Source organism: Larkinella sp. VNQ87, from assembly GCF_049445795.1.
In the GTDB taxonomy this organism is placed as follows: Bacteria; Bacteroidota; Bacteroidia; order Cytophagales; family Spirosomataceae; genus Larkinella.
Window position 1 is genome coordinate 180832 of record NZ_JBMSDT010000009.1, and the last position, 24747, is coordinate 205578.

Below are 24747 nucleotides of genomic sequence, written 5' to 3' on the forward strand. Positions count from 1 at the left end.
ACTACCTAATTACCGGTATAACTTTGCGTCATTAAAAACAAATTACGAATATGAAAGCCATTATTTTAAACGGTTTTGGCGGTGTCGACCAACTCACATACACCGAGCTTCCCACGCCAGCCATTCAGGACCATGAGGTATTGATTCGGGTGAAAGCCATCAGTCTCAATCCGGTGGATGTAAAAACCCGGTCGGGCAAAGGGGTAGCCGGTCGGCTGAAAGACGTTCAACCGATTATTTTAGGCTGGGATGTTTCCGGCATTGTAACGGAAGTCGGTCTCGCGGTAACCGCATTTAAACCCGGTGACGAGGTCTTCGGCATGGTCAATTTTCCCGGCCACGGCCAGGCCTACGCCGAGTACGTGGCCGCTCCGGCTTCGCACCTGACCCTGAAACCGGCCCATATCTCGCACGAAGCAGTCGCAGCCACCACGCTGGCCGCCCTGACGGCCTGGCAAGCCCTGAAACCGCATTTGGAGCTGATTTCCGGCCAAAAAGTGCTGATTCATGCCGCTGCGGGCGGGGTGGGTCACTTTGCCGTGCAGTTGGCTCATTATTGGGGGCATTACGTGATCGGAACAGCTTCGGCCCAAAACCGGGAATTTGTGCTGGAATTGGGGGCCGACGAACACCTTGATTACAAAGCCCAGTCTTTGCCCGAAGCGGTTTCTGACGTTGATCTGGTACTGGATTCGCTGGGTGGCGAAAACATCGACCTCTCCCTGCCAGTCATCAAACCGGGCGGAATCATCATCAGCATTCCCAGCGGTAAAAACGATCAGGTGACCGAGAAAGCTGCAGCGAAAGGCGTCAATGGCTATCCGTTTATGGTGCAATCCAACGGCGACGACATGAAAGCACTCGCCGATTTGCTGGACAAAGGGGTGCTCGTACCCCGGATTTTCAAAACCTTCCCGTTCGAGCAGATGGCCGACGCCCACTTGCAGGTTGAAACCGGGAAAACCGCCGGGAAAGTAATTGTAACGCTTTGAAGCAAGCCCCTGAATTAAAAACCGTTCAAACTTTTCGCCCCATGGCGGGTTCAAATTGGATGACAGTCATCTAAACTCCCAAACCGGATCACAGATTTCGACCGGCTCCGAATCCGTGATCCGTTCAATTCCAACGGCATGAAACGTTTTCAGCAAATTTTCTTCTTCTTCCTGCTGGCCTTTTTGGCGGGCAAGGGGTTGGCCCAAAACGGCCCCAGGCCTGCCTCCGCACGCTACACCAAAGTTCCGGTCGGCTACCTGATGGTGTTGCGGCAGGGCGATGATGTGTTTGCGCAGCTGGAATCGTTTGCGAAATCGGAAAAAATACCGTCGGCCAATTTTACCGGCATGGGCTTTGTCAACGCCAAATTTGGGTACTTCAATCAGAAGACGAAGCAGTACGATCCCAAAGAGTTTCAGGATGTCGAACTGTCCAGCATGCAGGGTTCCATTGCCTGGCAGGATCAGAAACCGTCGCTGCATGTACACGGGGTGGTAACGGACAAACGCTTTCAGGCTTACGGCGGACACATGCTGGCCGCTACGGTCGGGACTGGTTCGGTCGAGATTCTAATTACGGTTCACGACAAACCGTTGCAACGGATGATGGAGCAGCCCCTGGGTGCCAACGTGCTGAATTTGGGTTCTAACTAATAAATTCCGCGCCCAAAACCGGTAATAGACCCCGCTGACGGACGCCCCCTTCGGGGTTAAAACTTCCATCCGACGGTCAGGCTGGGCGACAAAAAGAATGGCCGCAGCCGGTAGCTGGTTTCGCCGATGGGCTGTTCATCGGCCCGGAAAACCGTCAACACGCTGGCCACTTTGGGCATCAGGTACAAGCCGTCCCGCTGCCACGGATGCCAGGTATACCCCACGGCGGGTGCGAGAAACCCGTTGACGTGGCTAAACGTTTCCGAACCGAATGCGACCCGGAATTCCTCCGCGCCCACACCAACCTCCCCAAAAAACCCCTCTTTGTGCCGCGCCCAATGGTAGCGGGTTTGTAGGCTGACAATCCAAGATAAACGCATATCAAGGTCCTCATACTGACTACTTGTAAAGATCAATTCTTTCGCGAACCCGTTGATAGCATGTCCGGCAACAAGCATGCCCACACTGAACCGTGTATTTGGGGGATGGTAAAAAACGGCCAGATCATAGCCGCCCTGCAGATACGTACTGATGCGGGCTTCCAGGGCCAGGGACGGTTTGGGCCGCGCAGCCTCCTGCGCGTCGGCCCAAAAATTCAGAAGCAGCAGGAAAGCCGTGAATAAAATGGATTTTTTCGTAACCATGAGGGTGTTGTTTTAAACTCGGCAAAACAAACCACCCCTCCGGGTTTTCCCAATCACATTTGTTAAGAAATGAATCCGTTCGTGTTTACCGTTTCGCTTTTCGCAGGCGACTCAGACTTTGCGGCTCGATGCCCATATAGGAGGCTAAATCGTATTGGGGCATTTTCTGAAAATAATCCGGATTGGTTCGCAGGATTTCCTCGTAATAAGCCCTTGCGTCCAGGCTGATTAGGTCCCGGATGCGTTGCTGGCACTTCTCCAGGGTCTCAAAAATGAAGCGGTGATAAAATTGTTCAAGGATCGGAAAACGCACCAGAACCGCGTCGAAATCCGGTTTTGAAAGTGCGTAGACCTGGGTTGGCTCCGTTGCTTTCAGAAACTCCGCCGTGGCGGTCTGGTTCACAAAACCCGACAGAATGGTAATAAACTCGTTTTCTTTCGCCAGATGCCGCGTGACCGACCGGTCGTTCAGGCAATTTCCCAGAATTACGCTCCCTTTTTCGATGAAAAACAGGCTGGTAACGAGTTGCTCCGGCCGAACCAGAAAATCGTTTTTAGCGTATTCGCGTCGTTTGAATCGGGCGCAAACAGCCGCGCAATCCGTGTCAGAAAGCCCCAGTTCACCCATGATTTGCCGTACTTTCTCCATCAATACCCGCATCGTTTAAGAACCGCTGACGAATCTACGGATTTATCCGGAAACCGTCCAGGCCAGCCGCAACCAGGCTCAACTTTTATGCGGAGAAATCTGTTCTGGCAGTGTGCCCCGGCACCTTACAACACCGCAACAGCGTCTTCAAAACGAGAATAGCATGGAATTAGGCATCAGTAGCTTTGGCGAAGTACAACCCGACGGCGTAGCAGGGAAAGCCCTCAACGCCCACCAGCGCATGCAGGAACTGCTGGAAGAAATCAAACTGGCCGACGAGGTCGGGCTCGACGTGTACGCTTTGGGCGAACACCACCGCCCCGATTTCATGGTATCGGCCCCCGAAGTGATTCTGGCGGCAGCGGCTGCCCAAACCAACCGTATCCGGCTTTCCAGTTCCGTCACCGTCCTGAGTTCGGCCGACCCGGTACGGGTGTACCAGAACTTTGCGTCGCTCGATCTGATTTCCAGCGGCCGGGCCGAAATCATGGCCGGGCGCGGTTCGTTCATCGAGTCGTTCCCGTTGTTCGGGTATAATCTGAGGGATTACGACGAGTTGTTCACCGAAAAGCTGGAGTTGCTGATCGCGATTAACGAGAACGAGATCGTCGACTGGACGGGTAAGTTCCGGCCCGCCATCGACCACCTGGGCGTTTACCCCCGCGCTTACCAGGAAAAACTCCCCATCTGGCTGGCGGTCGGCGGCACCCCGGCGTCGGCCGTTCGGGCCGGTACGATGAACCTGCCGATGACAGTCGCCCTGCTGGGCGGTTCTCCCGACCGGTTTGTACCATTCGTCAATCTCTTCCGGCAATCGGCGCAAAAAGCGGGGCATGATGTGGCCAAACTCCCGCTGGGCATCAACTCCCATTTTTACCTCGCCGACGATTCGCAACAGGCGTCCAATGAACTGTTTCCGCCCTACGAAGTGATGATGAACCGGATCGGACGCGAACGGGGCTGGTCGCCCCTGGGACGCGATCAGTTCGAATACATGCGCCAGTACGGTCCGCTGATGGTGGGCAGTCCGGCGCAAATCGTCGATAAGATTCTGAAATTCCACGAGTTGTTTAACAACACCCGGTATCTGGCGCAGGTGATCGGCGGAGCGCAACTGCCGCACAAAAAGATCCTGCGTTCCATCGAGTTGTTCGGCACCAAGGTGGCACCCGAAGTGCGAAAGGCACTGAAAACGGCCAAGGAAGCTGCCGTTTCGTAAGCGGTATGCGGAAGAGACGAATTTTACCTAAATTCGTCTCTTCCAAACTCTTTACCCTTCCTCCTGTGTCGTACCTTAGCTATCCGGAAATCGGGGACTATAAGCTGCCCGGCAAGACGGTTCTCGTCATCAGTTGCATTGACCTGCGGTTGACCGACAATCTCCTGCATTTTCTGCATTTCGATAACCTGCATAACCGCTACGATCATTTCGCGCTGGCAGGAACCTCTCTGTGTACGCATGCGGCCAACGAGCACAGGCATCTTTTCAAGCCTCCGGTGCTTAGAGATTACAATGCTTTTACGCATTGGAAAAGAAGCCTCGACGAGCACCTGGCGATTGCCATCAACCTCCACGACATCCGGGATGTCTACATCATTGAGCACCAGGACTGCGGTGCCTATAAAGAGTTTTTGCAGGCAGGAAAATTCGAAAGTTACGATCAGGAGTTCGAGGCTCATAGTGCATTCGCGCTGGCGCTTTCGAAAGAAATTCACGAGCAGGAGTACACCCGGCTCAAGCCCGATGGCCAGAAGGAAACGTACCACCTGAATGTCCATTGCTTTTTCATCGACTTGCGGGGCAATGTCAGTCTGATTGATTCAACTACCACCAAACCTAAACTGCCTGAATCTCCACACATGTAACGCTCTGCACCTTTAATCATACGGAACATTCGGTATAAAAAACGGTAAACGTGATAAAAATCACTGACAACCGGTTTGCTGCATACGACCTTTGGCGTAGAATACCACCTGGTTTTACCATCAACTCGTCAATCGTATGCAACTCGAACAAATTTATACCGGCTGCCTGGCACAAGGAGCTTACTACATTGAAAGCAACGGAGAAGCGGTAGTGATTGATCCGCTCCGCGAGGTCGAACCGTACCTCAAGCGGGCTGCGAAAGACGGCGCCCGCATCAAGTATGTGCTGGAGACGCATTTTCACGCCGATTTTGTATCCGGACACCTCGATCTGGCTGAAAAAACCGGCGCAACGATTGTCTACGGCCCGACGGCCCAGCCCGGTTTTCAGGCCCACATTGCTCAGGATGGTGAGGTGTTGCACGTCGGCGACATCAGCCTTACGGTTTTGCACACGCCCGGACACACGCTGGAAAGTACCTGCTTTCTGCTCAAAAATGAAGTGGGTGAAGACGTTGGGCTTTTCACCGGCGACACCCTGTTCATCGGGGATGTGGGTCGCCCGGATTTGGCACAGAAAGTCGTACCCGATCTGACGCAGGATAAGCTGGCTCGACTGTTGTATGACTCGCTGCGGACCAAAATCATGCCGCTGGCCGATGACATCATCGTTTACCCGGCCCACGGTTCCGGAAGTGCCTGCGGGAAGAACATGAGCCGGGAAACCACCGACACCCTGGGCAATCAGAAAAAATTCAACTACGCCCTGCGGCCCGGTCTGACCGAGGACGCGTTTGTCAAAGAAGTCCTCGACGGACTGACACCGCCCCCGGCGTATTTCCCCGAAAACGTCCGGATGAACATCCGGGGTTACGACAGCATCGATACGGTTTTGGAACGCGGCCGACATGCCCTCGAACCCGGTGCTTTTGAAGCGGCCGCCAACGAAACCGATGCCCTGGTGCTCGATACGCGCGATGCCCAGTCTTTTGCCAGAGGCTTTGTTCCGAATTCGGTCAATATTGGCATCGACGGCAGTTTTGCGCCCTGGGTTGGTACGCTTATTCCGGACAGTCGGCAGGCGATTCTGTTGATCACCGACGAGGGACGGGAAGACGAAGTGGTGACGCGACTGGCCCGAGTGGGCTACGACCACACCATCGGTTACCTGAAGGGCGGTTTCACCGCCTGGCAGCAAGCCGGAAAACCGATCGATACAATCGAATCCATTCCCGCTCAAGAACTTGCCAGCAGGCTCAGCCATGATCCCTCAGCGGTTGTTTTGGATGTGCGCAAAGCCAGTGAACACGGGTCGGAACACCTCATCGGTTCTGAGAATATTCCGCTCGATTACCTCAACGACCACCTGGCCGAACTGGATCGCAGCAAAACGTACTTCGTGCATTGCGCCGGGGGCTACCGCTCGATGATTTTTATTTCGATTCTGCGCGCCCGTGGCTATCGAAACCTGATCGACGTTAAGGGCGGTTTTAAGGCCATCAAGGAAGCAGGTCAGTTGCCGGTCAGTGCTTATGTTTGTCCGAGTACAATGTTGTAGAACTGGATACTGGATGCTTGATACTAGATCCAGTATCCAGTTCATCCAGCATCTTTTGTCCTGATTCAACTCTCAGCACCAAAACATTACGAATCAATGAGCATTTTTTCTTCCCTGTTTGGGGGCAAAACAACCGATTTCAAGAGCCTGGTGGCTCAGGGGGCACTGATTATCGATGTTCGGTCTCCGCAGGAATTCGCGGGCGGACACATTCCCAACAGCATCAATATGCCGCTGGATCGGCTTCCCGCCAAGGTCAATGAATTGAAAAGCAAAGGCCTGCCTATCATTACTTGTTGCCGCAGCGGAGCCCGAAGTGGCCTGGCCAAAGGAATTCTGCAATCCGCCGGAATGGAAGTCCACAACGGCGGTTCGTGGAATGGCTTACAGGAAAAAATCGGAACCAGAACCTAAATCCGCCGTTATTTGTCTTTTGGGTATCATGACAAAGCTGCTGTTAACAAATTGGCACTGGATGCGCTGGCTTCGCCTGGGCATCGGCCTGTACCTGGTGTTTGAAACTGTCCGAACACCCAACTGGCCGCTGGGGCTGCTGGCGGCTTTCTTTGTGGTTCAGGCGCTGACCAATACCGGCTGCGGAACACGGGCTTGCAGTCTGCCGAAAACCGGCAACAAAAACCGCCCTGAACCGGTTGATCATGAAGCGATAAAACCTTGATTTACAATGGCTAGTTTTTCAGAAATTATTAATTCCGATAAACCCGTGCTGGTTGATTTCTTCGCCGAATGGTGTGGGCCTTGCAAAATGATGAAGCCGATTCTGGAACAGGTGAAGAGTAGCCTGGGCGATACGGTTTCCATTCTCAAAGTGGATGTCGACCGGAGTCCGGCTGCAGCCCAGCGCTACCAGATTCGGGGCGTTCCGACGTTGATTCTGTTCAAAAACGGGAAAATTCACTGGCGGCAATCGGGTGTTGTGCAGGCTCGCGAGCTGGAACTGATCATCCGGCAACATTCCTGAACTTCCCGGAAAAGCAGATCGAATAAAACAAGAAAACCGGCCGCCCGAAAGCAGCCGGTTTTACTTTATTTCACATCAACTCTGCCGTTAATACCCGTCGTTCTGCTTCAGGTAACCGGGCAGGTTCGAAGCTCCGTCGATGGCCGTCTGCGGAATCGGAAAAATCCGCTTCTGCCGGTCGCTGTTGGTTTTTTCCGTCCACTTGTCTTCGTACTTGCCAAACCGGATCATATCCGTCCGGCGCAGCATCTCCCAGTAGAATTCAAACCCGCGTTCGCGGAACAGCAGATCGAGGCTCATGGACGTCAGCGCCGGGGGCGGAGTGGTGGCCGTCCGCGACGCCCGCACGAGATTGACATCGGCCAGCGCACCGGCGGCATCGTTGCTCTTGCGCAATTTTGCTTCCGCCCGCATGTGGTACACATCGGCCAGCCGCAGAATCACAATGTCCGCTTCGCCGAAGTTCCGGCCACTGACCGACTTTTTGCTAAACTCATATTTTTCGACCCGGTAGCCGGTGTTGTAATTGCTCCCGGCTACGGTAAAGTCGATCTGCTCCGTGAAATCAACCGCCAGCGTCGGCCGGTTTCGGGTGTCGTGGAAGAGTTTGGCAACCTTGTATTTGCCATCCGGACATTTCAGGAAAACTCCGTTCCGGCGAATCAAACCATATTGCTGCCCACGCAGGATGCCCCGGTTGATATTGAAATCGGCTTCGGCCACGCAGGAATCCGCCGGGTTGGAGTAGATCGACAGGTTCTGTTTGTAAAACCGGGGGTCAACCGTGGCCGGATCTTTCGGTGCGTAGGCGTTCACCCAGGTCCGGTAGTAATCGGGCGTAATGGCCGGGCCGTCGGTGCCGTTGGCGTTCGGATACGCCGGAATCGGAAACTGATCGCCCGACAGTGAGAAGTAGGCCATCCGGTTGTGTCCATTCAGTTCGGCCCGTTGATCTACGGCGAAAATCAGCTCCTTGTTCGAGTGATTGTCGGAATTGAAGATCGAGAAGTAATCCCGCGAAAGCTGGTACTGGCCCGAATTAATGATCTTGTCGCAATACTCCACAACTTTGTCCATATCCTCGGCTTTGAAGGTGAACTGAGCCGCATAGCGGTCGCGGTAAACGGCCGCGTTCAGATGCAAACGGGCCAGCAGCCCCCAAACCGCTCCTTTTGTCAATCGGCCCGGTCCAACGCCCGTTTCCAGGTTGGGTTCAACCGCCAGAAATTCACTCTTGAGGTATTCAACGGCCTGTTCGCCCCGCAGAATGGTGGAGTTTTCGCCCAGATCATCTTTCACGAACACCAAACCGAACAAATCCAGCGTCAGCAAACCGTAGTACGCCCGCATGCCCCGGGCTTCGGCCAGGTAGGTTTTCGTGACCGGATCGTTCAGGGTCGGCAGCGTGTTGGTCGCCGTGATGGCCCGCGAAACGCTTTGCAAAATCAGGTTCCAGGTGTTCCGCAGGTTCGGGTCGGTACTGGTTGTTGTGTGTTGGTGCATCGCCAGGTAAATCCCGTTATCGCCCCAGTCGGTACCGCCCCGATACGGCAGAATGGCCTCGTCCGTCGAAATCTCCTGAAGGGCAAAGTAATTGGTATGCAGGAAGATGTCCGGCAGCCGGGCGTACACCGGTGCAATAATCCCGTCGGCCGCCTGACGGTCGGACAGGCCCGATGCCGAGGCTTCGTCCAGCACGTTTTCGGCCAGGTTCGTGCACCCGTTCAGCACATACACCCCGGCCAGCATTAACAAAATATAGAGTTTCTTTTTCATGATTTTCAGCGAATTAGAAAGAAAGGTTCAGGCCGAAGACAAACGTTCTGGCTTTCGGATAACTCAGGTAATCGATCCCGTAGGACGAAATTCCATTGATGGTTCGGTCGGTATTCACTTCCGGATCGAAACCGTCGTACTTCGTGATCACGAACAGGTTCTGACCCGTGGCCGACAGCCGGATGCCCGACACCCACCGGCCCAACCCGAGCAGTTTGGGATTGAGGTTGTAGCCCAGCGAGAGGTTGTTCAGGCGCAAAAAAGAACCGTTTTTCAGGTAGCGCGACGAAACCGGGGCCGAATTATTGATCGACTCGTTCGGAAATTCGAGGACTTCGGCGGTGGTGTTCAGACTCTTCGACAACCGTAGTTTGTAGAAATTGGCGTTGGCCGTGTTGTCGTAGATTTTGTTGCCTGACACGCCGTTGAAATTCACCGCCAGATCAAAGCCTTTGTAAGCCGCATTGGCGTTGAAATTGAACTGCTTCGTGGGTAGGGCGCTGCCGATGGGTACCCGGTCTTTGTCGGTAACGATGCCATCGCCGTCCACATCCCGGAAGGTGCTGATCCCTTTGTCGTCAAAACCGGTAAATTCTTTCAGGAAGAACGTCCCGATGGGTTGCCCGTTGATGTAGCCGTTGATGGTGGCCGAGGTCAGACCGGAACCCGAGGCCGATCCGGACGTGATAACGGTATACGGCGAGTTATTTACTTCGTTGTCGATAAACGTAATGTTACCGCCCACGTCGAACCGGAAACCGCTCAGGCTCGCGTAGCGGTAATTCAGGTCGAGTTCAACGCCCTGGTTGGTGATGGTCATGTCCGGTACGTTGGTCCAGAACGTACCCGCCGGTTGCACGGGGTCGGCCGGAATGACTTCGAGCAGGATGTTGTTCGATACTTTCCGGAAATAATCCACCGAACCCGCCAGCGCCCCTTTGAACAGGGCAAAATCCAGCCCAACGTCGGTTTGTGTCGACACTTCCCACTGAATGTTCGGATTGGCCAGTCGGGTGTACGATGTTCCGGCGGGGAACACATTGGTGTTATCCAGCGGATAACTCGTTGTAGCCGAAACCGTTGAGGTAAATAGCGCCTGTGTAATCTTCGACGGAATTTCCTGGTTCCCGGTTTGTCCCCAGCCGACACGGAGCTTTAGATCCGTGAATGGCCCGGACTTCAGGAACGCTTCTTCCGACAACCGCCAACCGGCCGAGAACGACGGAAAAACCCCGTATTTGTTGTTGGCCCCGAACTTCGAAGAACCGTCGGCACGCACCGTGGCCGTCATCAGGTACCTGTCCTTGTACTGGTAGTTGACCCGCGAGAAGAACGATTGCAGTTCATTTTCAATCGCAAAACCGCCGGGCCGGTTGTTGGCCAGCGTCAGTTCCTGGCCCAGACTGGGGTTATAAATCGGCTCGATGGGTGAAATCGGAAACTTGTTGATGCTTGAACTCCGTTCCTGAATAAAAATTTTCTGGTACGAATGCCCCAGCAAAGCGGTCAGGTTGTGGCTGGTATTCGAGAACGTATACGTGAAATAATTCTCAACCAGCACGTTCCGATTGGTCCGGTAAATGGTTTCCAACCGCCCATCCCGCAGCGGAACGGCATTGGGTAACGACTGCAAATCCCGCACCGAGTTGGAATTGTCAACCCCCAGGTTGAGTTTGTACACCAGGTCTTTTGTCAGCTTCAGCGAGGGCGAAATGTTCCCAATCACCCGGTTTGTCGTGGTAACATCCTTTTCCAGCTTCAGGGTAATCAGTGGGTTTGTACCTGCCTGGTATTGAAACGGTTCGCCTTTATCGTCATAAGCCGGTAAGGTCGGGTTGGTTGAAATGGCCCCGCCAATCAGGCTTTCGGTTGGTGGGCGCAGGTTGTAGGTGTTGCTGGCGTTGAGGTTGACATCCACCGTCAGCCGGTCTTCCAGAAACTTCTGCGACACGTTGATCCGGCCGGTGTAGCGGTTCAACTGGCTGTTTTTCAGAATCCCTTCCTGTTGCTGAAGCCCGAACGAACCGTAATAGGTCAGTTTCTCCGACCCTCCGCTGAACGACAGGTTATGGTTCTGCGTCAGGGCCGTTTGCGTGATTTCCTTCTGCCAGTCAGTCGACGCGCCAAAATCTTCCAGCACCCCACCCACGGCCGGAACCTGCCGCCGGAACTCATCGGCCGAAAACACCGGCAAAGCCCGTGTCAGGTTCGAAATGCCCAGGCTGGACGAAATATTGAATGTCGAAAAACCGGCTTTGCCTTTTTTGGTCGTGATCAGCACCACGCCGTTGGCACCCCGGGAGCCGTAAATGGCCGTTGCCGAGGCATCTTTCAGCACGTCGATCGACTCGATGTCCTGTGGGTTCAGGAAGTTCAGTGGGTTGGTGGCTCCGCCCGTGCCGGAGTTGTCGAGCGCAATCCCGTCGAGCACGAACAGGGGCGTACTACCAGTCCGCACCCCGCCCGGCCCCCGGATCGTAATGTTCTGATTACTACCCGGCTCCCCGCTGGCGGAAGTTACGTTCACCCCGGCCACCTTGCCCTGCAAGAGTTGTTCCGGCGAGTTAATGATTCCTTTGTTAAAATCGGTGGCTTTAATGGACTTCACGGCCCCGGTCATGTCCTTTTTGGCCGCGCTCCCGTAACCGATCACCACCACCTGCGAAAGCTCGGAGGCCGATGCCTTCAGCGAAACGTTGATCACACTCCGGTTGTTGACCGGAATTTCCTGTGAAATAAACCCGATGAATCCAAATACCAGCACGCCCCCGGCATCGGGCACCACAATGCGGTAATCGCCATTGGCGTCGGTGGTTGTTCCCCGCTGGGTGCCTTTCAGCACCACACTGCAACCAGCCAGGGCTTCGTTGGTCGTTTCGTCGGTTACCCGACCGGTCACGGTGATTTCGGCACTCGATTGGCTGTTCGCGGCAACCGCTTTCGTCGTCGCCAGCACCTGGCTTCTGCCCTCCACGGCCAACCCCAGCAGGATCAGCAGGATGCAGCAAAGTCGGCCCCATTGAGGTGTCAATCGGGCAGTAGAAATGTAGCAGTGCATCATAGTTTTAAGGTAAAAGAAAGAGACAAAGGTTTTCGCAATTGGGGGGATTTCCATTGCGCTCCTAAATATTTAAAAATTTTTTAATATATTAATATCCCATTCTATAATCCCCCATCTGTTTCATAATCAAATCAATACAGCTTAATCGATTATCAGTTTGGCCCTATACGTTTTTGCCTATACAAATCTCAAAAAACGGCAGGTTAAGGGAAAATGATGATACATAGAACTAGATTCTTTACTATTATTTAGATATAAAATTACATTTGACTATTTATATTATTTCATATGATATCGATATAGCCCATGCCCCCGCCACAGCCGTGCAGGAGTGCCTCAAAAAGAGCCTTCCCTGCTCCATACTGTCGATTGTGTGATACTCAGATTCCACCGGACGGAACTGTACGTTCTGATGCACCGCTGGAATTTATCATTTCAAAATTGTATCCCGTTTACCCAAAATAAAATCAAACTGAGACACTACCGACCTTTAACTATAAACTATCAGTAACAAAATCCTTATTTTAACATAGGTTGGTTGATTAAAAGGCCGGGGGCATTGCTCCCGGCTTCTTTTCAGAAAACGCCGGGGTAAAAATCGCCGGAGCCTGGTCGGCGGCAAGGAAATGCCCGAAACCATCATCGTGGGCATTACGTACCCGTCCGGACCAAAACGGCCCAGTTCGGGCGCGTTACGGCTGCGGGATTTGACGCCCACGCCCAACGCCCAGATGGACCAGCGCATCGACGTCGATTATGGTGACCGACATGACGGACTTATCCGCGATCATCAAAAGCCGGAACTACGGCCAGCTACGGTTTCACTCGGTCGTACTCGATCAGGAGACGCACGCGTCGTCGGTCAGCGGCTGCTTTCAGCAGGGACTACGGTTTTTATTCAGGCCCGCAAAGTAACCATCAAAAGGTAGTTTACCCGTCGCTAACGTACATGGCGCTGACGGCCCGTGCGGCCGACTACGCAGTTCGGCAACTGAAAACCGGAAATCTTTGAAACCATGTGCCGGGTAAGGATTCCTGGTCATTGAAAACCATTGTAAGAAAACCGGCTAGTGAAATTTAGCCGGTTTTCTTATTCAGAAGCGGGTTGTTTAACGCCAAACAATTTAACAAACAAGTAGTTATCAGACAAATCAAACCACAAGCTACCATGAAAAACTTCCGCTACACGCTTTTTTTACTGAGTAGTCTGCTTTTGCTGGGCGCTGTTGTCAATCCCGTAATGGCGCAGTTCTCGGTCGGAATCAACGGTTCGCTTGCTTCATCGGACGCCGAAGGCTCCGACACCTTCTACGGGGGTGGTATCAACGCCAAGCTGTTTCCGACATCCAAACTGGCGCTGGGGCTAGGCGTCAAGGCCTTTGGCGAGAATTATACCTACACGGTGGGTGGACAAAGTCTTGAAATTACCAACTCCATCATCCCCGTCACGGCGATGGTCGAGTACTATTTCACGGACGGTTTTCTGCGGCCCTACCTCGGTGCCGAAGCGGGGGTGTATGCTACTGGGTACCGCGTAAAATTTGGTAGCCAGGAAAGCAGCAAAATCAATTCGACCCACGCGGGCGTCGCTCCGAAAGTTGGTCTGGTGCTGGCGTTGGGCAATCTCGGGATTTTTGCCGAAGGCGGCTACAACATCCTCTTCGGGAATAAAGACGGCAGCGCCAACGTAGGCAGCATCGGCAACGTCAACTTTGACCGAACCTCGCAGTTTTTCACCGTCAACGTCGGCATTCAGATCGGCATTCCGAAATCCAACTAAGCCGCTTTTTTGAAGCCGATTCGGAGAAAAGCAGTTCCGGAGACGGGGCTGCTTTTTTTCATCAGACAAGAGATTCGGCGATTGGAGATTAGTCAAAGCGCAAATTCATACACCCGATCATCGGGATACCGGGCATCCAGCACGGTTTTGTTCACCATCCGAAAACCGCTCGTCTCCAGCAGTTGCACCAGGCTTTCTTCCGTAAACAGCGGTTTTCGGCATCCCTGGTGTTTGCGGCCCGGTCGCCGGGCAATCAGTTCGCCGATGAATAAGCGGCCGTTTGGTTTCAGATTGCGCCGGATGTTGTCGAGCATTTCGTTGGGATGCGTAAATTCATGCAGGCTGTTTTCGATGATGATTTTGTCGAAAAATCGCTCCGGCAAGCGCGTTTCCTTCTCCACGCCCCGCACAGGAATAAACATCGCCGAGCAGGTTCGGCCCATGAGTTGATAGAGTTGCCGGATCGTCAGCGACAGGGCTTCGGGTTGCAGACAAACCGGGTCGACATCCTGCACGTACAGCGTCAGGCTATCGTCCATCATCGAATAAATCACCTCCCGCGCGCCCGACCCTGCACCTACGCTGGCAATCTGTTCCGTCTTTCGAAAGTTATACAGGTTGCGATACGTTTTCAACAGCCATTCACAATTCTCTCGTTTGGTATAATGCTTGTCCAAGCATTCGTTCACAACAACTTGAGCGTGCGCGAGGGAAGCAGTCAGCCACAGGATAAGGAGAAAGGCAATTCGCAGCATCAGTTTGACTAGTTAGCACCCTTTTTCAGAAAATCATCAATCAACACAATGTCCCGCAAGTCCTGCGGGCGACGGGCCAGTACTTTGGTTTCCCGCAAATCATTCAGGTGCAGAAAATGAATGGTATGACCGTGCGGATTGCGGAATGCCAGGGCCCGGCTGTAGCAATCTCCGAAGTTGAATTTCCGGTGAACAACCGTCAGGACATCAATATAATTATTCAACCCAAACACCTGAATTTGGGTAAAATCCAGGGTTTTTACATGACTCAGTTCCTCTTCCTCATAGCCCATTCCGAGCAGCGTACAAATCAGCCGCTGTCCATTTTCGTGGGTTGGTTCCATCCAGACATCGACATCCTCAGTGGTGCGGGAAATGCCGTTCAGGTACATCGCAAAACCGCCAATGACCATATACTTCAACTGGCAGCGTTCAGCATATTCGACAAACAACCGAAAGTCTTCGTTTTCTAAATCCATGGGTGCGGTTTAAGGATCACTTTTCGTTCATGAAACGGCCGACCTTTCAAGGCCCAAAGTCGTGCCTGCATCCGGAAAAATTTCACGTAGCGCTCCTCCGGCGTCTCATTCAGACCATCAGCGAGCAGTTTTTCATACGGCTCGTTCAAATCTTGATACACCACAATCCGTTTCTTTTCCATAGCGTAAACAACGTCATTTTCCGATAAAACACAAAAAGGACACCGTTGGCGCGGCATCCTTTTCATTTTTTTAACAAAACCGGCTTACAAGGGGCCCGTAACCAGCTCATCCTCCGCCGGTACGGTTTTCTTCCGGTCGTTGAATAACAGGACGAACAATACCAGCACCACCGCAGCAATCGCTGCCGGAACGAGCCAGACGGAGGTCCAGTCGACCTTGCCGTTAAAGGTGTACAGATCGGCCACGATCCCGGCCAGCTTCGAGCCAATGCCCATCCCGATGCCGTAGGTCGCCAGTGTAATCAAGCCCTGGGCCGACGATTTAATGCGTTCTCCGGCTTTATTGTCGGTGTAAATCTGGCCCGTTACAAAGAAGAAATCGTAACAAATCCCGTGCAGCACGATGGCAATGTACAGCATCCATTCGCCGGTATTGGCATCGCCGTACCCGAAGAGCAGAAACCGCACAATCCAGGCCACTAGCCCCACCACCAGCATGTATTTGACACCCAGGCGACTGAATGCCCAGGGAATCATCAGCATGAAGAAAAACTCCGAAGCCTGCCCCAGCGACATTTTGTTCTCGACGTTGGTCATGCCCGAATCGGTCAGCGAGGGGTTCGCCATCGCGTAGTAAAAGGAGAGCGGAATGCAGATCAGCACCGACGACAGGAAGAAAATGGCAAACGAGCGGTCTTTCAGCAGTTTAAACGCGTCGACGCCCAGAATCTGGCCCACCGTGGCGCTGGCATCGGCTTTCGGGGGCGTATCGGGCAGCGTAAACGCGAACAGCCCCAGGGCCAGCGCGACGTACATGGCCAGTTGGAAAATAGCCACCTGATCGCCAATGCCCAGAAAACCGACAATGTTGGTCACGACGATCCAGGCTACCGTGCCCAACACCCGAATACCCGGAAACTCTTTCTCCGGATTTTTCATGTGCTGCATGGCAATCGAGGTCGTCAGCGACATTGACGGCGCAAACGTCAGGCAATAGGCCAGAATCTGCCAGAAAAATGCGTCCGGGTCTTTTTCCTGGATTAGGAAAAACAATATGGCGGCTCCCGCCAGGTTCAGCACGCCCAGCACTTTCTGGGCCGCAAAATACCGGTCGGCAATCAAGCCGACGAAAAACGGCGCCACCAGCATGGCCAACGAAAAAGCCGTGTAGGCATTGCCGACCTGGTCACCGGTGGCGTTCAATTGGGTAAAGAGATACTTACTCATCTGACCGTACCACGCTCCCCAGGTCGAAAACAGGAGAAACATCATAACGGAAAGCTGAATGCGGGTTTTGAGGTTCATTGGGGTACGGGGTCGTTTGATGAAGAACGCCGGACGGCATTCGGATTGTGGCTTTGAAGGTAAAAATAAAAGCACCAAGCGTCAACTACCGGCGCGAGAAGTTTCAATTAAGCGGGTGTTTTTCACTCTTCAATCCTATTCTTTTACGCTTGATAAATACTTCGCTTTTTTCCGCTGTAAGACGCTGTATTTTTGGCGTATGAAACACCTTTCCTCCCTCCTGCTGACCCTTTTGCTGGCCGTTTCACGCCCGGCATCCGCCCAGAAAGTCGACCTTGACCGGTTTTATTTCGATGCCGGTTACCTGATCCTGCCCAAAGAATACACCCCCGCCGACCAACGCACGTTCGGCGTACGGGTGGTTTGTTCGCCCTCGGTGGCCTCGGCCTACCCGGAAGCGTCGATTTATGACAAAATTGGTCTGTCCGGTTTTCAGCGGGTGGAAGAGAACCCGGCAGTCGGCATCGTGATGGAACTAGGTAATGTGCGGTTTGAAAAAAGCGAAACCCGCACCCGGAGCGAGGAAAAAAAGGATAAAGACGGCAAAGTAACCAGCCAGACCACGTATTACTCCATTATTGTCCGGTATAGCTTTAGCGGCAATTACAAAATTCTGGGTGCCCGTACTGACGAAAAATCGCTGAGCCGACGCGAAAAAGAGAAAGCGAAGGACTTACAGAACAACCGGTTTTTGCAGGCAGCTTCCCAGGCTGGTCCCGAGAAAAGCGTCACAACCAGCGGTTATTTTCCGTCGGAACTGTCGTTTACCACCATTGAATACAAAAACCTGGCCGACGCCCGGCGGTACATCGAGCAAAACCAGCAAACGATACGTACCGATCTGATTACCAAATACGTCACCGACGCCATCAATCAGGTCAACGCCGAGGCCAACCGCTGGTATGGCTACGTGCCGACGCAAACGCGGGAGTTTTTATGGATTCTGGATTCGAAAAGCCACCCCGAATACCCCGTCCAGCAGGAAGCGATCAAAGCCATCAAGGAGTTGTCGAAACGGATGACCGCCAACCAGCCCATCGACCAGCTTGCCCTCGACCTACAACCGGTCATGGATTATTTTCAGGAACTGAAAACGAAGTATTCCGGCAGCGACAAACGCGATCAGAAAATGCGGTATTCCGCCTTTTATAACCTCATGGTGCTGAACTATTTCCTCGACCGGCCCGACCAGACCATCGAAGAAGCCAGCGGCCTGATTAAAAATGGCTATGATACGAAAGACGGGGAACGGTATATCGGCTGGGCGGACGAGTTGAAAAAAATGCTGGACAAACACCAGATGGCGTCGCGGCATTTGCCCTAACCAGCCCAAAGGCGGTTTTTCGATCCGGTTTTGGGGAATGCCTGACCATTCACGACGGTTTTTGCAACTAGGCCAGATCTTTCTTATTTTCAACCGATCAACAATCACCGGAAACGGCCCCGTCGATCGGTTGAAAAGGCCTTTATGAAGATAGTCACCAATTTGTTGCTCCCGCTGCTGTTGAGCGCAATGCTCACGCAGTTTCTACTCAATCAACTCCGAAACTTTCTGGATACGGCCACCCGGTTTCCGGCCTGGGATCAGTGGCTCCGCAGGTTCTGGATGGGATCGCTGGTCTTTGCCGCAGTAGGATTACTCTTACCTGACTACCGAACCAAGGTCGACGACTGGTATTTCCTGAGCTTCTTCGCGATGGCCCTGGCGACCCTGATTCTCGCCCGCAGCTACCGACCTGCCCAGACGCTGCTGGTGGCCTTCTTGCCCCTTACGCTCGCCATTTTAGTGATGATCGTGCTGGTTTCAACCCAGCTTGTGAAAAATCTTTCGCAATACGAAACCTACATTTCCTCCGGTTTTGGCTTTTCGGCAGCCTGGCTGCTGGCGTTCAACATCCTGGCTGTCCGCCAACGCAAAACCTTTGAGCGGGAACGATTGGCCCAACTTGAAAACGAGCGCATGTTGAAAGCCGCCGAAACTCAGAAGATCGAGCTGGAGCGGCTGGTAGCCGAACGAACGGCGGTTATTCAGGAGCAGAAAGAAGAATTGGAAACCGCCCTGACCCGCCTGAAAACGACGCAGGATCAATTGATTCAGTCGGAAAAACTGGCCTCGCTGGGCAGCCTGACCGCCGGAATCGCGCACGAAATCCAGAATCCGCTCAATTTTGTAACCAACTTTTCGGACGTTTCCACGGAATTGATTCAGGAAATGCGGGATGAAGTAAACCAACTGGATCAACCCCGCCCGGTTTTGAGCGAATTGCTGGGCTATCTGGACGATAACTTGCAGAAAATTACGCACCACGGCCAGCGGGCCTCGGCCATCGTCAAAGGCATGCTCGACCATTCCCGCTCGTACGATGGCGAACGCCAACCCACCAACCTGAACGCCCTTGCGGAAGAATACCTTCGGCTGGCCTATCACGGTTTTCGGGCCAAAAACAAGGCGTTTCAGGCCGAACTGGTGCAGCAATTTGATCCGGCCTTACCGGAAATTACCATCGTTCCGCAGGAAATCGGCCGGGTCTTGCTTAATTTATTCGACAATGCCTTTTATGCCGTCCGGGAAAAAGCCATCCAACAGCCCGGGCAGTTTTCGCCGACGGTTTCGGTCAAAACCGTTCAGTCGGACGGACGCATCCGGCTTGAAGTTTCTGACAATGGCAGTGGCATCGACCCCGCCATTCAAGCCAGTTTGTTTCAACCTTTTTTTACAACCAAACCCACCGGGCAAGGCACCGGACTCGGCCTTTCCCTTTCGTACGACATCATCACGAAAGGACACAACGGTTCGTTGGCGGTTCAAAGCCGGGTCGGGGAAGGCGCTCAGTTTATCATCGAATTGCCCGTTGTTTAGGATTAATTTCACGAAAAGTTGCATTTGTACGTAAAAATAGGTTTGTTTCGCAGGCTTGTCTAACCTATTGAAACGAACGTATTATGCTGCCTGCTTCCCTGAAACACGGTTTTACCGCACTTGCTTTCAGCGCCTTGCTGCTCGCCTGCCGCTCGACCGACCAGCAAACCGAGTGGAAACCGACCTTTAAGCTCATTCCGTCCGAGAAATTTTACTTCAATTCCTTTGTCGACTGCAACATGGCCGAAGCCTGGGTCGGCGATACGTTCCGAATTTTTCCGGGCAAATACGGCGAAGACCCGCTCTGGGGCGACGCCCGCGACCTGAAATTTGCCGACGGGAAGAACGCCGACGAAGCGTTTCTGAGCAAAGCCGACGCCTTCACCGAGCCCCGGATGCCGAAAAACGCACCCATCGGAACGCCCGGTTTGCACGGGGCCGTCTGGTTTGAAACCGTTTACCAGCAACCCGACGACCCGACCGGCAAGACGCTGTACGCGGTTTACCACAACGAAAACTACCCCTCTACCCTGCCCTACGATGCCAAAACCGGCAAGGGATATAAGAATGAAAAATGGCCCCAGGGACTGCAAGGGCCGACTTCCCCGGCCGCCGTCTGCCGGATTGGCATCATGAAGTCCGTCGACGGGGGCCGCAGTTGGGAAAACAAGGGCTTGTTTCTGGAAGACCTGCAGCCCCGGCTGATTCTGAAACCGCACAACACCTCCAATACCTTTGCGGGGGGTGTCGGTGACCCTTCGGCCGTAGCCAGTGGCGATTATTTGTACCTGTTTTACGGCGAATACGGTTTTCCGGGTGTTTACAACGAAGCCACTTACGACCGCAAAACCGAATGGAGCGGCCAGTGCATCAGCGTGGCCCGCATTGCGCTCAAGGACCTCGACAACCCGGTGGGCAAGGCCAAACGCTGGGACGGCAAGGGCTTCAACGCGCCCTACAACGGTGTCGGCCAGCCGATTGCGTCGTTGCAGATTCCGACTACGGAAGGTGGCGGTCCGGCGTCGTCGCCCACGGGCGGTTTTCACTGGGGGCCATCGGTGAGTTGGAACACCTACCTCAACGGCTGGGTGATGCTGATGGGCAAGGTGACGGGGCCGTCGTGGGCGGGCAGCAGCATTCACATCTCGTTCAACCCCCACAAAGACCTCGGCGAAGCCCTTAACTCACAGGACTGGACCAAACCCCAACTGCTCCTCGACAAACCCGGTTTTTTCCTCTGGTACCCCTCGCTCCAGCCCATGAACACCCCGGAAGACATCGCCAACAAGCACACCTGCCTGCGCCTGGGCCGGAAAGCCCGGCTGTTCGTGAAAAACATCAAACCGGAGAAAAGCGAGTATTTGTCGGAGTATGTGATTGAGTTTGGGAAGTGATGGGGGTGGCAGAAAATTGAAGCTACTGCTTTAGCGGAGGAGAAAAGACAGCCGGAATTATTCAGGAGATTCTGTAAATTTGGTCATAAACCGACGTCCACCCCCATGACTACAAAATTAAATCCCGCCCAACTGCACTTGCTTGAGTTGTTTTCGCACGACCTCAGCCCGGACAAACTGGATGAGATCAAAGTGTTGCTGGCCGATTATTTTGTCCGGAGGGCTGATGATGAAATGGCCCGGTTGCAGCAACAGAAACCAACCACCCAGGCTGACCTGGATGCGTTGCTGAACGCGCACCTCCGCATGCCCTACCAGCCGCGATGAGAGTACTGTTGGACACGAACATCCTTCTGGTCATTACGCCCTACTTCTCGGCTTACCGATAGGTGTTTGAAAATCACCAGCTTCGAAGAGTTTATATTTCACGCAGCCACCTGCCAGGTCACTTCGGTAGCCAGTGACATCAGGTGTTGTAGTTCCTCCGTCAAACGCTGTTTCATTGCCTGATACTGCTCAATCATGAGCGAACTGGGTTGTTCTGCGTCCAGATGCTGCCGCAGATTTTGATTTACCCGTCGGAGATGTTCGAGGGTATGAAAAATCTGTATTTCCAGGTCGTCGTTAATTTCCATGATCGTAGCGTAGTTAGCATTAAGTTATTTCTGTATTGATAAAACGAATCTGTATTTTCTGTAAAAGCATAAATAGCCTCTACAGCGTCCAACATATCCTGTAGATATTTCTTAACCTCTTCACTCATACAGCGGAATCCGGGTGCGGTTTACAGAAGCAATAAAGTACGGATTACGGAGCGTATGCTGCGGCACCAAATCAACCGGGCGGTTTAATAAACCCCGTAGCTCCTCTTCTAAATTCCAGAAATTGTCCGCGTATCCATCAAACGGTTCGTCGATACCAAAATCAACCAGCAGGTCCACATCGCTCTGATGATCAAACCGATCGGTACAGACGGAACCAAAGGCATACGCCCTTTTCACCCGATGCGCTTGCAACAGCGCAATCACCTGCGGGAGTTTATCTTGCAAAACCGGATGGAGTCTCATTTCAGCAAGTTAAAACAAATTTCTCAACAGCGCCCTCACTCCGCCATTTTCAGCAACTCGTTCAGTTTCAGCAGGGCCTCAATCGGCGTGAGCGTATTGATGTCCATTTTCCGGAGCTTTTCTTTGATGGCTTCGGCTTTGGGGTCACCGGCTTCGAAGATTTTGAGCGTGATGTCGCTGGCTTTGGGCAAGTCGCGCAGAGCGTCGCGGTGGGAGTCGCCGGAGCCTTCGCGCTGGCTTTCGAGTTGCTTCAGGATTTCGCCCGCCCGGCTGACGATGCTCGTCGGCATTCCGGCCATTTGCGCCACATGAATCCCGAAACTGTGCTCGCTTCCCCCCTCTTTCAGCTTCCGGAGGAAAATGACTTTGTTGCCCATTTCCTTCACCGATACGTTGAAGTTTTTGATCCGGGGAAAGTCATTCGCCAGTTCGTTCAGTTCGTGGTAGTGTGTCGCAAATAGCGTTTTAGCCCGGTATTGCGGATGGTTGTGCAGGTACTCGGCAATCGACCAGGCAATCGAAACACCGTCGTAGGTGCTGGTCCCGCGCCCGATTTCGTCCATGATCACCAGACTCCGTTCGCTGAGGTTGTTCAGGATGCTGGCGGTTTCGGTCATCTCCACCATGAACGTCGATTCACCCCGCGAAAGGTTGTCTGACGCGCCCACCCGCGTAAAGATTTTGTCGACGATCCCGATTTCGGCTTCCGTTGCGGGCACAAAACAGCCGGTTTGGGCCATCAGCACGATCAGGGCCGTTTGCCGGAGCAGCGCCGACTTCCCGGCCATGTTCGGGCCGGTGATGATAATGATCTGCTGGGTTTCGTCGTCCAGGTAAATGTCGTTCGGCACGTACGGTTCACCCGGCGGCAGTTGCTGCTCGATCACCGGGTGCCGGCCGTCGCTGATTTGCAGGACTTTCGCGTTGGTAATCGTCGGTTTTATGTAGCGGTTTTTCTCGGCCACGCGGGCAAACGACGCCAGCACATCGAGCACCGAAATGACCCTAGCATTCTGCTGGATGTGCCCCACGTACTCCCCGGCTGCCAGCACCAGATCGTTGAACATCCGCTGCTCGATCATGAAAATCTGGTCTTCGGCGTTCAGAATCTTGTCTTCATACTCTTTAAGTTCGGGCGTGATGTAGCGCTCGGCGTTCACCAGCGTCTGCTTCCGAATCCAGTCGTCGGGAACCCGGGCTTTGTGGGCGTTCGACACCTCCAGGTAATAGCCAAACACCTTGTTATAAGCCACTTTCAGCGAACCGATGCCCGTCCGCTGAATTTCCCGGTTTTGCAACTGTACCAGAAAATCCTTGCCCGAAAATGCAATGGCGTGCAGACTATCCAAATCGGCATTGACCCCGCTTTTGATCATCCCGCCCTGGTTGCTCACCACCGGCGCATCCTCCCGCAGTTCCGCTTCGATCCGGTCGACCAGAAACGTGCAGGAATTCAGTTGATCGGCGTATTTCTTAATCGAAGTCGTCATCGGATGCTGCGCCAGCGCCGTAATCAGCAACTCCTTAATCGGCAGAATGTGCGCCAGCGACCGCTTCAGTTGCACCATCTCGCGGGGCGAAATCCGCCGGACGGCCACCTTCGAAATCAGCCGTTCCAGATCGCCGATTTGTTTTAGGTGCTGCTCCAGCGCTTCGCGCAGGCTCAAGCCTTCCGGACCCGACCCCTCCTCCGGCTGGCTGTCTTTCAGCAGTTCAACCGTATTCAGACGTTCCTCAATCAACGGTTTATCTTTCAGCGGCAGCAAGAGCCATTTCCGCAGCAAGCGCGCGCCCATCGGGGTCACGGTCTGGTCCAGAATCTGAATCAGCGGAATCCCACCGTCCTGCTGCGAGGTAACGAGTTCGAGGTTCCGGATCGTAAACCGGTCGAGCCAGACGTATTTGTCTTCTTCCAGCCGCGTCAGCCGGACAATGTGCCCGACTTCCTTGTGTTCGGTTTCGTGCAAATAATGCAGCACCACCCCGGCGGCCACAATGCCGTCGGTCAGCCCTTCAACCCCAAAGCCTTTCAGCGAGGAGGTCTGGAAGTGCTGGGTCAGGAGCGGGTAGGCAAAATCGTACGTAAACGCCCAGTCTTCCAGCGTATACGTATTGAATTTATCGCCGAACAGTTCGACAAAATCCTTGCGGTATTTCTTGCAAAACAGAATTTCCGACGGGTTAAAACTCTGCAACAGTTTATCGGCATAGGCAGCATTGCCCTGGGCCGTTAGAAATTCGCCCGTCGAGATGTCCAGAAACGCGACGCCAAACTGGCCTTCGGGGTTGGCTCCTTTGGCAAAATGGACGGCGGCCAGGTAGTTGTTCCGGCGGGTGTCGAGTACGTTGTCGTTGAACGACACGCCTGGCGTCACCAGTTCCGTCACGCCCCGCTTCACGATGCCCTTCGCCATCGCCGGGTCTTCCAACTGGTCGCAGATGGCGACGCGCTCACCAGCCCGGACGAGTTTCGGCAGGTAGGTATCGAGCGAATGGTGCGGAAAACCGGCCAGATCCTCATTAGCCCCGCCGTTGTTGCGTTTCGTCAGCGTGATGCCCAGAATCCGGCTAGCCTTCACGGCATCTTCCCCGAAGGTTTCGTAAAAATCGCCCACGCGAAACAGCAGGATCGCACCGGGGTACTTAGCTTTTATCTGGTTGTATTGCCGGTTAAGGGGAGTTTCTTTAGCGTTCTTTTGCGGTTTTGCGGTCGATGCGGAATGTGCCAAATCAGTACTGTTTT

25 protein-coding genes are annotated in these 24747 nt (G+C 53.6%); 14 read left to right on the top strand and 11 right to left on the bottom strand.

Annotated features, from left to right (window positions below; genetic code table 11):
- The first annotated feature begins 50 nt into the window (after positions 1-50).
- Together ACO2Q8_RS17190 and ACO2Q8_RS17195 are read left to right on the top strand one after the other, a co-directional pair.
- Positions 51-992 carry an NADP-dependent oxidoreductase gene (locus ACO2Q8_RS17190; RefSeq protein WP_423346076.1) on the top strand — a complete coding sequence of 314 codons (942 nt, stop codon included), beginning with the start codon at positions 51-53 and terminating at the stop codon, positions 990-992.
- A gap of 138 nt (positions 993-1130) precedes the next feature.
- Complete coding sequence (locus ACO2Q8_RS17195) at positions 1131-1646, top strand: PPC domain-containing DNA-binding protein (RefSeq protein ID WP_423346077.1); 516 nt, start codon at positions 1131-1133, stop codon at positions 1644-1646.
- 56 nt (positions 1647-1702) lie between these two features.
- On the opposite strand, the gene ACO2Q8_RS17200 is transcribed toward ACO2Q8_RS17195, so the two are convergent.
- Together ACO2Q8_RS17200 and ACO2Q8_RS17205 are read right to left on the bottom strand one after the other, a co-directional pair.
- Positions 1703-2290 carry a hypothetical protein gene (locus tag ACO2Q8_RS17200; protein WP_423346078.1) on the bottom strand — a complete coding sequence of 196 codons (588 nt, stop codon included), beginning with the start codon at positions 2288-2290 and terminating at the stop codon, positions 1703-1705.
- Positions 2291-2375: 85 nt separating this feature from the next.
- The gene (locus tag ACO2Q8_RS17205; protein WP_423346079.1) at positions 2376-2939 is read right to left on the bottom strand and encodes a Crp/Fnr family transcriptional regulator; all 564 of its coding nucleotides are present in this window, start codon (positions 2937-2939) and stop codon (positions 2376-2378) included.
- A 163-nt stretch (positions 2940-3102) separates the two neighbouring features.
- Here ACO2Q8_RS17205 and ACO2Q8_RS17210 point away from each other — a divergent pair, with 163 nt between their 5' ends.
- The 6 genes from ACO2Q8_RS17210 to trxA all read left to right on the top strand — a co-directional run bounded on the left by ACO2Q8_RS17210 (position 3103) and on the right by trxA (position 7345).
- Positions 3103-4158 carry an Atu2307/SP_0267 family LLM class monooxygenase gene (locus ACO2Q8_RS17210; RefSeq protein ID WP_423346080.1) on the top strand — a complete coding sequence of 352 codons (1056 nt, stop codon included), beginning with the start codon at positions 3103-3105 and terminating at the stop codon, positions 4156-4158.
- A gap of 65 nt (positions 4159-4223) precedes the next feature.
- Positions 4224-4805 (top strand): hypothetical protein, encoded by a 582-nt coding sequence (locus tag ACO2Q8_RS17215; RefSeq protein ID WP_423346081.1) that lies wholly within the window; start codon positions 4224-4226, stop codon positions 4803-4805.
- A 136-nt stretch (positions 4806-4941) separates the two neighbouring features.
- The gene (locus ACO2Q8_RS17220) at positions 4942-6363 is read left to right on the top strand and encodes an MBL fold metallo-hydrolase (protein ID WP_423346082.1); all 1422 of its coding nucleotides are present in this window, start codon (positions 4942-4944) and stop codon (positions 6361-6363) included.
- A 96-nt stretch (positions 6364-6459) separates the two neighbouring features.
- The gene (locus tag ACO2Q8_RS17225; RefSeq protein ID WP_423346083.1) at positions 6460-6777 is read left to right on the top strand and encodes a rhodanese-like domain-containing protein; all 318 of its coding nucleotides are present in this window, start codon (positions 6460-6462) and stop codon (positions 6775-6777) included.
- A 28-nt stretch (positions 6778-6805) separates the two neighbouring features.
- Positions 6806-7042 (top strand): hypothetical protein, encoded by a 237-nt coding sequence (locus tag ACO2Q8_RS17230; protein WP_423346084.1) that lies wholly within the window; start codon positions 6806-6808, stop codon positions 7040-7042.
- Positions 7043-7048: 6 nt separating this feature from the next.
- On the top strand, positions 7049-7345 hold the full coding sequence (trxA, locus tag ACO2Q8_RS17235; RefSeq protein ID WP_423346085.1) for a thioredoxin: 297 nt from the start codon (positions 7049-7051) through the stop codon (positions 7343-7345).
- A gap of 87 nt (positions 7346-7432) precedes the next feature.
- Here the strand turns inward: trxA and ACO2Q8_RS17240 are convergent, their stop codons facing one another.
- Both ACO2Q8_RS17240 and ACO2Q8_RS17245 read right to left on the bottom strand, forming a co-directional pair.
- Positions 7433-9121, bottom strand: coding sequence for a RagB/SusD family nutrient uptake outer membrane protein (locus tag ACO2Q8_RS17240; protein WP_423346086.1), 1689 nt, complete (start codon positions 9119-9121; stop codon positions 7433-7435).
- A 13-nt stretch (positions 9122-9134) separates the two neighbouring features.
- On the bottom strand, positions 9135-12182 hold the full coding sequence (locus ACO2Q8_RS17245) for a SusC/RagA family TonB-linked outer membrane protein (RefSeq protein WP_423346087.1): 3048 nt from the start codon (positions 12180-12182) through the stop codon (positions 9135-9137).
- A 626-nt stretch (positions 12183-12808) separates the two neighbouring features.
- On the opposite strand from ACO2Q8_RS17245, the gene ACO2Q8_RS17250 reads away from it, so the two are divergent.
- Positions 12809-13111, top strand: coding sequence for a hypothetical protein (locus ACO2Q8_RS17250; protein ID WP_423346088.1), 303 nt, complete (start codon positions 12809-12811; stop codon positions 13109-13111).
- A gap of 239 nt (positions 13112-13350) precedes the next feature.
- Positions 13351-13962, top strand: coding sequence for a hypothetical protein (locus ACO2Q8_RS17255; RefSeq protein ID WP_423346089.1), 612 nt, complete (start codon positions 13351-13353; stop codon positions 13960-13962).
- 92 nt (positions 13963-14054) lie between these two features.
- On the opposite strand, the gene ACO2Q8_RS17260 is transcribed toward ACO2Q8_RS17255, so the two are convergent.
- The 4 genes from ACO2Q8_RS17260 to ACO2Q8_RS17275 all read right to left on the bottom strand — a co-directional run bounded on the left by ACO2Q8_RS17260 (position 14055) and on the right by ACO2Q8_RS17275 (position 16683).
- Positions 14055-14717: a class I SAM-dependent methyltransferase gene (locus ACO2Q8_RS17260; RefSeq protein ID WP_423346090.1), complete on the bottom strand. Its 663-nt coding sequence runs from the start codon at positions 14715-14717 to the stop codon at positions 14055-14057.
- Positions 14718-14725: 8 nt separating this feature from the next.
- Positions 14726-15196 (bottom strand): hypothetical protein, encoded by a 471-nt coding sequence (locus ACO2Q8_RS17265; protein WP_423346091.1) that lies wholly within the window; start codon positions 15194-15196, stop codon positions 14726-14728.
- Positions 15187-15378 carry a hypothetical protein gene (locus ACO2Q8_RS17270; RefSeq protein WP_423346092.1) on the bottom strand — a complete coding sequence of 64 codons (192 nt, stop codon included), beginning with the start codon at positions 15376-15378 and terminating at the stop codon, positions 15187-15189. The genes ACO2Q8_RS17265 and ACO2Q8_RS17270 overlap by 10 nt, the downstream gene beginning before the upstream one ends.
- Positions 15379-15462: 84 nt before the next feature.
- Complete coding sequence (locus ACO2Q8_RS17275; protein WP_423346093.1) at positions 15463-16683, bottom strand: MFS transporter; 1221 nt, start codon at positions 16681-16683, stop codon at positions 15463-15465.
- Between the two features lie 199 nt (positions 16684-16882).
- Between ACO2Q8_RS17275 and ACO2Q8_RS17280 the strand changes: the two genes are divergently transcribed.
- From ACO2Q8_RS17280 to ACO2Q8_RS17295, 4 genes are all read left to right on the top strand, one after another.
- Complete coding sequence (locus tag ACO2Q8_RS17280; protein WP_423346094.1) at positions 16883-18007, top strand: hypothetical protein; 1125 nt, start codon at positions 16883-16885, stop codon at positions 18005-18007.
- A 144-nt stretch (positions 18008-18151) separates the two neighbouring features.
- Positions 18152-19543 carry a sensor histidine kinase gene (locus tag ACO2Q8_RS17285; protein WP_423346095.1) on the top strand — a complete coding sequence of 464 codons (1392 nt, stop codon included), beginning with the start codon at positions 18152-18154 and terminating at the stop codon, positions 19541-19543.
- Between the two features lie 83 nt (positions 19544-19626).
- Entirely contained in the window at positions 19627-20937 is a 1311-nt protein-coding gene (locus ACO2Q8_RS17290) for a hypothetical protein (protein ID WP_423346096.1), read from the top strand.
- 105 nt (positions 20938-21042) lie between these two features.
- Entirely contained in the window at positions 21043-21264 is a 222-nt protein-coding gene (locus ACO2Q8_RS17295) for a hypothetical protein (RefSeq protein ID WP_423346097.1), read from the top strand.
- Positions 21265-21362: 98 nt separating this feature from the next.
- Here the strand turns inward: ACO2Q8_RS17295 and ACO2Q8_RS17300 are convergent, their stop codons facing one another.
- The 3 genes from ACO2Q8_RS17300 to mutS form a co-directional block, all read right to left on the bottom strand.
- The gene (locus ACO2Q8_RS17300) at positions 21363-21572 is read right to left on the bottom strand and encodes a hypothetical protein (protein ID WP_423346098.1); all 210 of its coding nucleotides are present in this window, start codon (positions 21570-21572) and stop codon (positions 21363-21365) included.
- 120 nt (positions 21573-21692) lie between these two features.
- A complete protein-coding gene (locus ACO2Q8_RS17305) occupies positions 21693-22004 on the bottom strand; it encodes a nucleotidyltransferase family protein (RefSeq protein ID WP_423346099.1) in 312 nt (103 codons plus the stop codon).
- A gap of 35 nt (positions 22005-22039) precedes the next feature.
- Positions 22040-24733 carry a DNA mismatch repair protein MutS gene (gene mutS / locus ACO2Q8_RS17310; RefSeq protein ID WP_423346100.1) on the bottom strand — a complete coding sequence of 898 codons (2694 nt, stop codon included), beginning with the start codon at positions 24731-24733 and terminating at the stop codon, positions 22040-22042.
- Positions 24734-24747 lie beyond the last annotated feature (14 nt).